Genomic DNA, 13,035 nt, shown 5'->3' with positions numbered 1-13,035 from the left:
TATTACACCAAAAACTTAAAATAATTGATAGATGAACTTAATAAATTACCATTTCATGAAGTACATCTGTTTTGCTGATAATGCCTACAGGTTTATTGTTATCAGTAACCAACAGCATGCTGATCTTTTTTTGATCAAAAACCCTGACAACATCATGTAGTGGAGTATTACCTTCCACAGAGATGATGTCTTTACTCATGATCTCTTTTATCTTAAGATTTACCTTCCCACTGGCAAGTGTCCTTCCAATATCGGTATAGGTCACAATACCTATAGTATCGCCTTTATCTTCTACCGGAGCCCCGTGAATGTTATTTCGGGTAAGAATCCTTGCTGCCTCCTGTATAGTTCCATTAGCAGGTATAGAAATGGTTTTTTTGGAAACATAATCTTTTATGGGACGTTTTGGAAGTGAGACCATCTCAATGATTGAGAACAATAATGAATTAGATGAATCATCTCGCCCGATTACTTTGCCACGGATGATCAGTTTATTTACCGGAGTTGGACCGACCTGAACTATATCATCGGACTCAAACGCCCTAATGTCCCCTAGAATACGTATTATACCATTACATGTATCAGGATGTCTGACAGTGGTGAAACTTATTTCAGCGGCAGTCAAACCTTCAACAATCTCTTGATTTTTGAAGATTGGAACGGCAGCTTCGGCCTCAATCTGATCTATACTCAAAACTTCATAAGTAGTACCGGTAGCTTTGTATCCACCTTTGGGACCAGGAACACCTTCAACCAGTCCAAGGGCTTTAAGTGATTGCATTTGATTCCGAACAGTCCCTGGATTCCTGTTTATAACATCTGCAATCATTTCACCTTTAACAGCTCTTTTGTGTTTACGATAAAGATTAACCAATGCTGTTAAAATCTCTTTTTGAATTGGAGTAAGTTCCATAAGAACACCTTAAATGTTAATATTAGTAAATAATTGTAACTCTTATATTAAATATTGTCGACAGCTATACAATTTAACAACCGTTATTTTGCTTTTAATTCAGTTTCCCATTTATGATGTTTCTCTATTTGAGAACAGTTTTTTCAAAATAATCAATGTGTTTAATCAATCATTAATGTTTCCACACATTTTTTTAAGTTAAAGCCTTTATTGTTGGTGATTTGAAGAATTTATAAGCTTATGATAAGCTGCCCTTCTTCCTGATATTCAAGAAATAATTCTGCGACTTCAAATGATTCCACTATTTCAACACCTTCAATGAAATCATCTTCTTCAAGTCCTATCATTGAACTTGCCAGGCGGCAGCATTTGAATTTGACACCCAGTTCAAGACATTCCTTGACATAATCGTCGTAAATCGGGGACCCGCGTTTGTTCTTTTTTCCCAGGAGCACCCCCATTGGTCCCCACAACACCACAACTATATCCAGTCCTTTTTTTCGATAATATTTTGCAAATCGTAGGGTCTCCTGGGGGCTGGTACTCTCATAGACCATATTCTTTAGAAGTAATAGGACGCGAGTAATCTCCGCCATTTGATCACCTAATACAGTTCAGCTATATTTTCTGTAATGACATGTTCGCAATATAAACATCGTAATCTGATAGGGTCTTTCTTGACCTGGAACTTTGAGATAATAGGTTCGTTGGTATTTGATATACAGTTGGGATTGACACATTTTACCATACCTTCAACCATATCCGGAAGCTCCACACGGTGTTTATCTGCCACTTCATAGTTGCGGATGATATTAATAGTTGCATTTGGAGAGATAAGAGAGATCTTGTCAACCTCCTTTTGTTCAAGCTCCCTGTTTTCGATTTTTACAATATCTTTGCTTTCCTGGGTCTTGCTTGGTACGTTCATGGCCACTGAAACAACTGCACTGGATGTTCCCTTGATCCCCAATATCTTTAATACATTCATGGCCTGCCCTCCCATTATATGGTCAATGACAGTACCATCCCGGATGGGGCGCACTCTCATTTCTTTTTCAGTGTTCACATTTCCACCCCCAGAATAATTGTGAGGAGAGCCATCCTGGCAGGGACACCATAAAAAGATTGCTCAAAATATTTTGCATGGGGTGAATTGTCTACAGAGCTGTCGATCTCATATACCCTGGGCAGGGGATGCATAATAATCATGTCCTGCCTGACATTTTCTAGAAGATTTGGAGTGATCTTATATGCACCTGCAACTTTTTTATATTCGGTAGGATCAGGGAACCTCTCTTTCTGGATACGGGTTACATAAAGCACATCAATGTCACCCATAATTTCTTCCAGGTTTTCGGTCTCACTGACCTGAGCACCCCGGATTTTCAGATCGGCTTTGATCTGTTCAGGCATGGTCAGCTGGGGTGGAGACACCAGAGTGATGTTAGCACCGTAACGGGACAGCGCATAGGCCAGGGAATGCACAGTGCGGCCGTATTTCAGATCACCCACTATAGCAATATCAAGATTTTCAAGATGGCTCTCTCTCTTTATTGTATACAGATCAAGCAGCGTCTGGGTGGGGTGATGCCCGGCACCGTCACCACCATTAATAATTGGAACTGAAGAAAATTCAGAGGCCAGTCGCGCCGAGCCTTCACTGGGGTGTCTTAAAACTATGGCGTCTGAGTACGTACTGATCACCCTGATGGTATCGGCCAATGTTTCACCTTTTGCAATGCTGCTGGCCTCTTTGGAACCTAAGTTCAACAGATCACCTCCAAGCCTGAGCATTGCAGCTTCGAAAGACATCCTTGTCCTGGTACTGGGTTCATAAAAAAGTAGTGCAAGGATCTTACCTTTTAGAAGATCTGATGTACCGTTTTTGAGCAGGTCTTCCATTTTAATAGCCCGGCCCAGAATAAAATCGATCTCATCTCTGGTAAAATCCTTCATTGAGATGATATGACGGCGGCCAAATTTCATTACCGGTAATATAGAGATGTCCCAATTTAAATCTATTGAAAATTTTATTTTTTTAATCTACTTTGATTCCAAGTATATCCCGGGCACCGTTGTACACATCCTTGGCGATTAATGCACACCCTTTAGCTGCACTCCATTCACCTATGGATTCTACCTCTGAATCCACATGCTTCGAGATTTTCTCTTTTACATATTGAAGCTCGCTGATAGAACCTGATAAAAATATCCTGGGTTCAGTATTACCCTTTTCTTTTAGCAATAATTTCATTGATACAATTTCCATTGATGCGAAAAGCGCCAGTGTATCAAAGGCAAGAGCAGCCTGTTCATCACCAGATTCAAAAGCGTCAATGAGTTCATGGATGTTCCTGTTCCCGGTCATCTTGATAACCCCTGTTCTGGTAAATGCTTCATTGGCATTGTACAATCCCGCATCCACATCCCTTATAGCTGCCAGGTCAAGGGGTCCGTGATGTATACCCGGGGCAAAGATGCAGGCATCAATACCACCCAGCAGGCGGCCATCTGCCACTGCCAGAGTAACTGTATTTGAACTGATATCCGAGACAATCAAATCGTTATACCCCTGCTTGAAGGCAAAATACACGATCCCGATCTTCTCAGGACTGGCACCATGTGAAAATATATTGAACCTTGCATCAGGTGTATTCCCCCTGTGCAGGCCCGGAATCACTATTGCAGGGATGCCCGATCCCTTAATGGTATCAAAGACCTGGGTTCCGCCGCCCACATGAAGTCCGGCACCGTCCCGGCTTATTATCCCTCTATCAGGCACGCGGTCTATGGGTGTGATATTGCTTATGGCATCTCCCATGGAATATGTGATAGCTATCATTTTGATTTCATCTTTTTGCGCGTCAAGACCATGCAAGGTGGTGGATAATAATTCGGATTCGGTCATGTCTGCGGCTACCTGTCTTGAGATATTGAAGGTGTGTCCTTCAGAAGATGCAAACCGCATGGATGTGGTGCCGTGGTCAATCCCTACAAACATGGTTGTGTTGTTTTTCTTATGTATATTAGTTTTTTTGATTTGAGTGGGATAAAATTTGTGCAATATGGCTATGACAAGCAGTTAGTTAGGAATCTACAGCTTGAGCAGTACAACAAGCTTATTGATAAGTACGGCAGCATGAGATCAATCGTTATGGAGCAGGCAGACACCGACGGCGCCCTGAACACAGTCAAGTTGAAGTATGAGGGCACCAAAGCTAGAACAATGATAAAACATATATCCTTTAAGCCAATTTGAAATCTTGAATGGACCAAATCAGAGACATACCAGGCATAGGGGAAAAAACTGCCAACCGCCTGATCGAGCATTTCGGTTCTGAAACTGCAGCAATGGAAATCTTTTCACGTCATGACATCGCTGCCATTGCCGCAATACCGGGCATTGGTGAAAAGAACGCTATTGTTCTGGTGCAGGCATTTATTTTCAAGGATGAGAATATCTCTCCTGATGATTTCCTTAAGACCAGGGAAGCCCGGAGGATCTATAAGAAACTGCTTGATATTATCAAATCCTATACAAATACCACCTATGCCAAAGATAAGATCAATATCTATTTCCCTTTGCCCTCATCGAAACGGGATAGGATATTATCAGTAATGAACGAAGTCACCTCAGCAATCAGCATGGTTGAAGGGATTGCTGCTTCCAGGGAAGGAACTGAAGGGCTAAGAACTGTGCTGAAAGGCATCAGACCGTTGAAAAGTGTGACCCCTAAAAAAGTGAGGGACAGGGTACTGGCTGTGCAGAGCCATGAAGAATACGAACTTGCCTTGGCCAGGTTCGGCAGTTCAATTGAGGTGATATTGGTCGAGTCCCCCCGGGAATTTGTAGATGCTGCTGCCGGTTACTCCCATGTCACAGCTTCAATGAAACTGGGGGGAATAGACCTGCCAGGTGACGGCAATATCGAATATGAAGATTTGGGAAATATTGAAACATGGCTGGTAGCTCCCGAATCGATAATCACTTTTTACTCAAGCAACCAGGATATCATTTCATCAGCCATACAGGCATACAAAATATTGGAAAACACTTACCCAATCCTTTTTTCAGACATCAAAAACGCTGATGTCACCCACCTGGAAACTGCTATGGAGGTGGTGGGGGATGGTGGAGTACGAAGCGGGTATGATAAAGAGATTGACAGGATCAAGTCGTCCATGGACAGGTTGGATAACTGTATAAAAACAACCGAACAAAGCGCAAATGCACGCTTTAAAACATATCTTGAAAATAGTACCATCACTCTGAAAGGAAAAGATCTGTTGGATGTGGCAGGAGGAGGGATAAAGGACCTGCTAAACATGGAGATGGCAGGCCGATATAATAATATTATAAAAGAGGCAGTTGCAGGTATTGTAAATGAACTGAACCTGGATAAAAAGGAATCCCTGATTATCGATGATATGTTCAGTTCTGATATCACAACCACGATCCAGGCTGACAGGGAGGCCATAGAAAAGCTCAGGCAGTTCTTGAATTCCAGGCTCACCATGCGCAGATTGGAAATTTTGAGGCATTCTGCCCGCGTGCTGTCAAAATACCATTCAATGGTCCGGCGCATGGTATCAGGTGCCATGGAGTTGGATGTGTGGTTTTCCATAGGGCTTTTTGCAAAAGACCTGTACCTTGTACCTCCCCAACTTCAGGAAGGGACCTGGATTGAAATACAGCAGGGGAGGAATCTGTTCATTAAAGGGGATGTGGAACCTGTTAATTACTCACTGGGGGAGGCACGACTCAGTTCTATATCTGATGATTATTCGCCTGAGAGGATTGCCATCTTAAGCGGTGTGAATTCCGGGGGCAAGACCTCAACTCTGGAGCTGATAGCCCAGACCATTATACTGTCACATATGGGATTCCCTGTACCTGCTAAAGCAGCGTCAATTGGATTTATGGACGAGCTATACTATTTCAGGAAATCAGGTGGGACTATGGATGCCGGTGCCTTCGAGTCCACAATAAAGGATTTTTCTGTAGTATCTGGAACAGGAAGAATGGCAATGCTGGTGGACGAACTGGAATCGATCACCGAACCCGGCGCATCTGCCAGGATAATCGGGGGGATTCTGGAATCATTAAATGAAAACTCCCTGGCCTTAGGTGTATTTGTAAGCCACATGGCCGAAAATATTATGGAACATACTGATTGTGATGTGAGGGTGGACGGTATTGAAGCCAGGGGGTTGGACAGTGATCTGAATTTGATCGTTGATCGTAATCCCAGATATAATTACGTGGCCAAGAGCACCCCCGAACTGATCGTAGAACGATTGGCCAGGCAGGCAGATGATGAAAAGAAGGGATTCTATGAACACCTGTTGGGTAAATTCAAATGATCGGCTGATTTTTCAGCAACCCCCCCATTTCCACTGCAATTAATCATTATAAATGAACATTATTAAAATAAATATTAATATTTCCAATACTTTAATATTTAATCAGATTAAACATATTATGGGGTAAATAATATGAAAACTGAACAGGAATTATTCTGGGATGCTGACAGATTCGCAGTAGTTACTGATAATACCAAACCGGCTATGAAATGGGCAATTAAAGAGCTGACCAAATTGGGGAAAGATGTCTATGCCGTTGATATATCAAAAGACCCTGCAAAAGGAACACTACAAAATGTTTCAGAACTCCCGGAAGGTATTGAAAGAGCCATAATAGGAGTGACCACAACCCAGCCAGCAGATGTTATGGATGCTCTTAAGGCGCAAGGCATTAATAATGTCTGGATACACTGGATGACCGAAACTCCGGAAGTAAAAGAGAAGTGTGGCGAATCCCAGATACACTGCATATCCGGAAAATGTCCGATGATGTATCTGGGTCATGGTTTAAGTATCTAAAAAATCGGTATAGATATATATTCTGATAACTATTAGATTCCGGTGAAAAAATGAAGGCCTGTATCATGTGTGGTGGTGAAGGCACACGCCTGCGTCCCCTGACATTCGACCGTCCAAAACCTACTATTCCTATCCTGAACAAACCTTCTGTGGTACATCTTGTGGAACATCTGGCAAAAGAAGGTTTCAGCGAGATAGTGATTACCATAGGTTATCTTGGCAATGATATTGAAGATGCATTGGGTGATGGACAGATATTTGGGGCACACATAGATTATGTCAGGGATGAGATTAAACTGGGAACTGCAGGCAGCGTAAAAAATGCTGAAAAGTTTCTAAAGGGTGAACCGTTCATAGTCATAGGTGGGGATCATGTTATGGACCTAAACCTTAGAGAATTCTATCGGTTCCATGAACAAAATGATGCAAAGCTCACTATAGGCCTTCTTCCTATTGAAGATCCGAGAGAATACGGTATTGCAGATCTGGATGTATTCAATCAGATCCATAAATTTGCAGAAAAGCCTTCGTCAGGTGAGATATTTAGTAACCTTGCCAGTACTGGGATTTACATCTGCGATCCTGTAATACTTGATATGATACCTCCAGCTACTAAATTTGATTTTGCCAAGGACCTGTTCCCAAAAATGATGGGTGAGGGTGAAAGAATCAATGGATATCTTGTGCGTGGACACTGGACAGATATCGGTAATGCTGCTGCATATAGGGAGGCCTGTAAGTGGAAACTTGATCAGCTGCCTGGTACTGTAATAAATGGCCATTTCAATACCAAGGATGCGAAGGTGTTAGGACCGGTTAATATTGGCAACGGGGTCAGCGTGGGTTCGGACTCGTCACTGGTGGGTCCTATCATGATAGGTGAGAATACCACCATCGGCAACCAGGTGTTAATTGGACCCTATACTTCAATTGGTTCAAACTGCGTGATAAAGGATGGCGCCAGGATACTATCTGCCATCATATTCAATGATGTGGAGATAGGTCGAAATACCAGTGTTTCCGGGGCAATAATTGATAATAATACAAAAATAGGTAATGAGTGCATACTGGAAACAGAAACTGTGATCGGACCCAGGGATGTGATCCGGGATAATGTCACCATCCATTCTAATGTGAGTCTCTGGCCTGAACTGGTTATAGATAAAGGAGTAAATGTAAAAGAAACAAGGGTCAACCCTGATTTCAATAATGACGCTTTATGAAAGTTTTTTTACCCTGTATTTTAACATTGCTTTCAGGACTATCATGCCATCTTTTATAGGTCTGAATTTTGAATTACCAATCCGCACATTATAAACAATTGGTATCTTCTTGATTTTCAGTCCCAGACGTACTGCTTTCCCGGTAATCTCGGTCTCTATCCCGAAATCATCTGATTCCAGTGAAAGCTTTTCAAGGGCCTCCCTCTTAATTCCGCGTAATCCTGATAGGTTATCGACCCTTGACGAGTACAGCACGTGGAAAAGTCCTCTGGATATGATATCACCTATGAGAAAGAGTTTGGGCAGAGCATCCCCTGCAAATTCTACCCGCTCCCCAACTACAAGATCGTATGTATCCAGAGCATTGATAAAATCAGGGAGAGAGCGTATTGGATAGGTCCCGTCCACATCCAGGAATATTACATCATCGTTAACATGATCAAAAGCACATCTCAGAGCTTCACCCTTACCTAATCCGTGATCATATATAACCTCAATACCGTTATCCTCTGCTATCTTAACAGTGTTGTCTGTGGAATTTCCATCCACGATTATTATCCGTGGACTCTCACAAACTTCCCTGATCTTGGCAATGGTGGCACAGATACACGATTCTTCATTCTTAGTGGGCAGGATTATAGTGACCAAATTTTCACATCATTTAATATATTGGATTTTCTATTGCTCTCAACGTTTTATATAACATAAAAATTATCTCTAACTGAAACATGGAACGACTTAAGAAACTTTTAATGTATTCATTAATACTAAGCATTTCCATTTTAATTTTAATCAGTGTATTTACAGTAGATCCTGAGACCGTTCCCATATTGTTAAGCATAAGACCAGGCTTTCTGCTGGCCGCAATTCTATTGCATATAGGTTCATTTTTTATCTGGGGACTGCGAATGAAGGTGATGGCCGGTGCCCTTGGATACAGGATAGGGATTATAAAAGCCACTGAAGCAGTGGTATCAAACCTGTTTGCTGCATCTGTTACTCCATCCATGGCAGGGGGAGAACCTGTAAGGATCCACCAGTTGAATCAAAACGCTCAAATGCCTATTGGTGATGCCACTGGGGTTGTAATTGGTGAGAGGGTTCTGGATGCTCTTTTTCTTTTGATCGCCACACCATTTTCTTTATGGATATTAAGGGGATCACTACTTAGCTGGGAAATGGATATGTTCATAGTCGTTGCAGAAATATTTGTTTTATTATTAGTGATCGTCGCTTTTGCAGGACTTCTTAATCCGGTATTCATAGATAAGCTCTCATCCCTTTTGACCCGGGGTCTTCACAAGATCGGACATTTTGACAAAACAGAACATATCATTGAATTTATAAACCTGGAACTGTGGAATTTTCATAATAGCCTGTGGACCTTTTTGAAATCCGGAAAAAAAGGATTATTTTATGGCAGTTTTTGTACACTGGTTTACTGGCTAATGGAATTCATGATCTTACCATTAATTCTATTAGGACTCAACCAACCGCCATCTATCCTGGTTGCATTCGCTCTCCAGTTGTTTCTTACTTTCCTGATGGTGCTCCCTATTACTCCAGGTGCCAGCGGGATTGCAGAATTGGGCGGGGCCGCGCTTTTCGGGGTAATAGTACCAGCTTCCATACTCGGGATCGTGGTAGTAGCATGGCGAATGATTACATATTATCTTAATTTAATAATTGGGGGGCTGACCAGTATAAAAATTCTTAAGAATTCAAGTCTTTTTAAAGATATTAAATAAACACTCCCCTTTCAGATTGGAAATTTAAGCTTACACGTGGGAGTGTAATAAGGTTGGAGTGGGGGATCATAATCACCATAAGCTTCTGTTCAAATTTTATTTATTTAGATAAGTGTTTAAATAATTAATACTTTTATTGTCACTCGCATGAAAAAAGTGATTATACTCATCCCGGTCGCACCTTTTGAGCCGTTATCAGTAATTAAGAATTCAATTGACTCATTAAGAAAATTAGAAAATCCCAACCTGGATTTGAATTTATTATATCTTGTAGACAGCCCTAAAGGGCCTGATGAGAGGACAAGATATCTTGAGAATGAAGGTATTAATCATATTATCCGCCAGGATACAAGGGGCCGTAGGGCCGGGGCTATTAATGATGGATTAGCAACAATGAGAAGGCCGGATGGGACTTTAGAGATAGATTTTATTACACTTTTTGATGTGGACAGCCGACCAGACGCAGATTTTTTATTGAAATGCATCAATGGACTTGAAAATGACCCTGATGCTGTTATTGCCAGTGGACCGCGGTACATCACAAACCAGGATTCAGGCTGGGCGGCAAAGATTATTGCTGCTGAATATTCTTTTTTCGAAGATATATATAAATTATTTGAGAAATTTGACGGATTCAAACAGTTTAATGGATTGATCGGTGTTATTGATGCCAGATCATTTGACGGGAAATTGCTTAATGAGCATGTGTATTGCGAGGATTTGGAATTTACCCAGAGAGTCTATCTTGAAGGCAAGAAACCGGTCTTTGTAGATACCAGGGTTGGAGAGCAAGCCCCTACAACATTAAAAGAACTGTACAACCAGAGAGTCAGATGGCTCTCGGGGGCATTGGACGGGCTTATTGAAAACATGTCTTATTTTCCCCATGCAAATATATCCATAAACCTGAAACTGGCCTGGTTTACTTCACTGGTACTTCCATTTGCTGCTATTTTGTTTACTCCATTTATCCCGGCTTATGGATTAAGACTCAAATCCAAAGGCCAGACCCGGATAATAAGTAAGACACTTGGCCTGCTATTTCATGTCTGGTTTATTACACTATGTGGAAAAGTGGCCTTATTGAATCGAATACGCAAAAAAAGAACTGAATGGACAGACAGCTCACGATCTAACATTTGAGGTAATAAAAGATATATTGTGCGAGTCGAATGAGACAACCAGGAGAGATGAAGATTATGAATCATAATATCAAGATGGAGATTAGTCGATCAGAGGATTTCAAACAAGTATATGCCATAGGAGCCATGGGCGGTCACAGTCCGTATGATTTCAGAATTGCCCTCTATAACGATACTCCACGTTCATTTGGTAATGTCGTCGAAGGAACCCAGATCATAGATCGAAAGATCGAAACAGAAGTTATACTTTCCCCATCAGCAGCAAAGGAATTATCAAATTGGCTCAATCAACATCTTATTGAATATGAGAAGATGTTCGGGACCATTGCCACAACAGACTCAGCAATAAAGGCTACACAAAAGGAACAGCCAGATTCCACCCAGATACAGGGATATATGTAAAAAACGCTAACTAAACCCAAAGGTTTATTTAAAATAATTACCTAGGTGGAGTGCCGGGTAGTTAACCAACAAGGGCTCGTGGTCTAGCAGGTTATGACGTCGCCTTGACATGGCGGAGGTCCGGAGTTCGAATCTCCGCGGGCCCACTAACTCTGGCACAGCTACTCAGGCCAGTAGCAGGCCGCACACGTATGAAGCCCTTCGGGCTTAATACGTGGACTGGATATTGGTGACAATATGGTCAAGAGCGGGCTGTAATAAGAAAAAACGAACATTTCATATAGCATTAAAGAAAAGAGAAGATTCCTACCTTGCCCAGGTAGCTCAGTCTGGGAGAGCGCTGCCCTGAAGAGGCAGTTGTCCCCGGTTCAAATCCGGGTCTGGGCATTATCCAATTAGTACAAAACCCATTACTTTCGCCCCGTTTCGGAAAGGCTTGATATGCCGTACAAGAACACGGAAGTGATGGAATATGATTGATATACATAAGTACAACAATAGATATGAGAGTTTCAAAAATTCGATACGGGACTCCACAACCATAACTGCAAGAAATAAACTTCTTTTGCTTAAATTTTCAGCAGACTGTCAAACCGGGTGGGGTTTACGGGAACTTTCTGTTGCCAGGATCATTTAAACTGCTGACACATCTGAAAACACTTTCTGAAATGATTGATAAGGATCGGGACTGGATCACTCAGGATCGTGTAAGGGATATTCTTGATAAAATAGATACAGATACAAGGAAAGGGGGATGGGCACCATTCCTTTTTTCCTGAACCCGAGTTTCATAGTCAGTGATCCATCCACTCTTTCAAACTTCAGGTCTGTTGGATCCATCCTCTGCCCGGCAGCCAGATCCAGAGGATATGCTGTCTATGCATACTGACCTTTTTAGTACCGGATCGCTGACCAGGGATGAAGCAATTATCAGACACATCATCCTTCATCAGAGCCCTATATACAGCCGTTTCTACCTCAACTTCACTATATCATCTTTCTCGGGATTGTTGCTCGAAGTCAGTAGAACCTTGAAACTAGTCTTAATCATCTCAAGCATCGATCTGGAAAAGTGGATTGTTACAGAAGAAAGCAGTCTGCCGGCAGCAGTTTCATCAAGCCATTCCAGATCCACAGGAAGGTTCAACTCAAATATTTTCGGTACAAAATCAATGGTCAACAATAAAAAAAAAATTGTGTTGTACTGGCTACTATATATAAGGGCGGGACCTTTATACACCGCCCAAGTTAAGGCTGGGGGTTGGGTTGTGAAAAAAACCTGGTAGCAATGGACTACTGGGGTGAAGAATAATCCCCTTGAATAATTTAATCAAGAGGTGTTTTAAATGGAATTTATAGAAATAAATGTACCGGAGGGTATCGTCCAGCAAATTGATAATGAAGGGCCATTTGCTGACATCGCATTTGATGTAGGAAATAGAAATCATCTCTATCCCAATGTCAATCTTGATGTGTCATATGAAGATACACTTGAAGATATTGAGAAGACAATGGGGTATGTTCCTGGTTTCATGAGATGTCTTCCCAAAAAAGTACTCATCAATAACAGGTCTTCATGGAAGATGGTTGATGAGATAAACATGGAAAGAGCAAGATACCTGCTAAGTACTGACGAAATATTAGAAGAAAAGTTTGGCCAAACCCAGGTGTAGGTTGCACATGGATATATTTGACGTATTGACAGCAATTTCAAAAAGAAAGAT

The 13,035-nt window shown here is 41.7% G+C and carries 16 protein-coding genes and 2 tRNA genes; 12 read left to right on the top strand and 6 right to left on the bottom strand.

What is annotated here, in order from left to right; genetic code table 11:
- Window positions 1-37 precede the first annotated feature (37 nt).
- The 5 genes from IBX40_06200 to IBX40_06180 form a co-directional block, all read right to left on the bottom strand.
- Window positions 38-913, bottom strand: coding sequence for a CBS domain-containing protein (locus IBX40_06200; GenBank protein MBE0523904.1), 876 nt, complete (start codon window positions 911-913; stop codon window positions 38-40).
- A 230-nt stretch (window positions 914-1,143) separates the two neighbouring features.
- On the bottom strand, window positions 1,144-1,509 hold the full coding sequence (locus IBX40_06195) for a DsrE family protein (GenBank protein ID MBE0523903.1): 366 nt from the start codon (window positions 1,507-1,509) through the stop codon (window positions 1,144-1,146).
- An 8-nt stretch (window positions 1,510-1,517) separates the two neighbouring features.
- Window positions 1,518-1,961, bottom strand: a complete 444-nt coding sequence (locus IBX40_06190; protein ID MBE0523902.1) for an aspartate carbamoyltransferase regulatory subunit — start codon at window positions 1,959-1,961, stop codon at window positions 1,518-1,520.
- 14 nt (window positions 1,962-1,975) lie between these two features.
- Window positions 1,976-2,899 carry an aspartate carbamoyltransferase gene (gene pyrB / locus IBX40_06185; protein ID MBE0523901.1) on the bottom strand — a complete coding sequence of 308 codons (924 nt, stop codon included), beginning with the start codon at window positions 2,897-2,899 and terminating at the stop codon, window positions 1,976-1,978.
- A 52-nt stretch (window positions 2,900-2,951) separates the two neighbouring features.
- Complete coding sequence (locus IBX40_06180; protein ID MBE0523900.1) at window positions 2,952-3,914, bottom strand: methanogenesis marker 12 protein; 963 nt, start codon at window positions 3,912-3,914, stop codon at window positions 2,952-2,954.
- A gap of 18 nt (window positions 3,915-3,932) precedes the next feature.
- Here IBX40_06180 and IBX40_06175 point away from each other — a divergent pair, with 18 nt between their 5' ends.
- The 4 genes from IBX40_06175 to IBX40_06160 all read left to right on the top strand — a co-directional run bounded on the left by IBX40_06175 (window position 3,933) and on the right by IBX40_06160 (window position 8,019).
- Window positions 3,933-4,172: a hypothetical protein gene (locus tag IBX40_06175; GenBank protein ID MBE0523899.1), complete on the top strand. Its 240-nt coding sequence runs from the start codon at window positions 3,933-3,935 to the stop codon at window positions 4,170-4,172.
- Between the two features lie 8 nt (window positions 4,173-4,180).
- Window positions 4,181-6,277 (top strand): hypothetical protein, encoded by a 2,097-nt coding sequence (locus tag IBX40_06170; protein MBE0523898.1) that lies wholly within the window; start codon window positions 4,181-4,183, stop codon window positions 6,275-6,277.
- Window positions 6,278-6,409: 132 nt separating this feature from the next.
- Window positions 6,410-6,796, top strand: coding sequence for a CoA-binding protein (locus IBX40_06165; GenBank protein ID MBE0523897.1), 387 nt, complete (start codon window positions 6,410-6,412; stop codon window positions 6,794-6,796).
- Window positions 6,797-6,846: 50 nt separating this feature from the next.
- A complete protein-coding gene (locus IBX40_06160) occupies window positions 6,847-8,019 on the top strand; it encodes an NDP-sugar synthase (protein MBE0523896.1) in 1,173 nt (390 codons plus the stop codon).
- Here IBX40_06160 and IBX40_06155 read toward each other — a convergent pair.
- Complete coding sequence (locus IBX40_06155; protein MBE0523895.1) at window positions 8,014-8,667, bottom strand: glycosyltransferase; 654 nt, start codon at window positions 8,665-8,667, stop codon at window positions 8,014-8,016. The two genes, IBX40_06160 and IBX40_06155, sit on opposite strands and share 6 nt — an antisense overlap.
- An 80-nt stretch (window positions 8,668-8,747) precedes the next feature.
- Between IBX40_06155 and IBX40_06150 the strand changes: the two genes are divergently transcribed.
- The 8 genes from IBX40_06150 (at window position 8,748) to IBX40_06115 (ending at window position 12,984) form a co-directional block, all read left to right on the top strand.
- The gene (locus tag IBX40_06150) at window positions 8,748-9,767 is read left to right on the top strand and encodes a flippase-like domain-containing protein (protein ID MBE0523894.1); all 1,020 of its coding nucleotides are present in this window, start codon (window positions 8,748-8,750) and stop codon (window positions 9,765-9,767) included.
- A 147-nt stretch (window positions 9,768-9,914) separates the two neighbouring features.
- Complete coding sequence (locus tag IBX40_06145) at window positions 9,915-10,910, top strand: glycosyltransferase family 2 protein (protein ID MBE0523893.1); 996 nt, start codon at window positions 9,915-9,917, stop codon at window positions 10,908-10,910.
- A 56-nt stretch (window positions 10,911-10,966) separates the two neighbouring features.
- The gene (locus IBX40_06140) at window positions 10,967-11,311 is read left to right on the top strand and encodes a DUF3467 domain-containing protein (GenBank protein MBE0523892.1); all 345 of its coding nucleotides are present in this window, start codon (window positions 10,967-10,969) and stop codon (window positions 11,309-11,311) included.
- A gap of 72 nt (window positions 11,312-11,383) precedes the next feature.
- Window positions 11,384-11,457 (top strand) — tRNA-Val (locus IBX40_06135).
- Between the two features lie 167 nt (window positions 11,458-11,624).
- A tRNA-Phe gene (locus IBX40_06130) sits at window positions 11,625-11,698 on the top strand.
- Window positions 11,699-11,783: 85 nt separating this feature from the next.
- Window positions 11,784-11,948 (top strand): hypothetical protein, encoded by a 165-nt coding sequence (locus IBX40_06125; protein ID MBE0523891.1) that lies wholly within the window; start codon window positions 11,784-11,786, stop codon window positions 11,946-11,948.
- A gap of 241 nt (window positions 11,949-12,189) precedes the next feature.
- A complete protein-coding gene (locus IBX40_06120; protein ID MBE0523890.1) occupies window positions 12,190-12,597 on the top strand; it encodes a hypothetical protein in 408 nt (135 codons plus the stop codon).
- A gap of 60 nt (window positions 12,598-12,657) precedes the next feature.
- On the top strand, window positions 12,658-12,984 hold the full coding sequence (locus IBX40_06115; GenBank protein ID MBE0523889.1) for a hypothetical protein: 327 nt from the start codon (window positions 12,658-12,660) through the stop codon (window positions 12,982-12,984).
- Window positions 12,985-13,035 lie beyond the last annotated feature (51 nt).

This window comes from Methanosarcinales archaeon, assembly GCA_014859725.1.
GTDB lineage: Archaea > Halobacteriota > Methanosarcinia > Methanosarcinales > Methanocomedenaceae > Kmv04.
The sequence above is the reverse complement of the archived record's forward strand: the minus strand, read 5'-3'. Positions and strand labels throughout refer to the sequence as shown.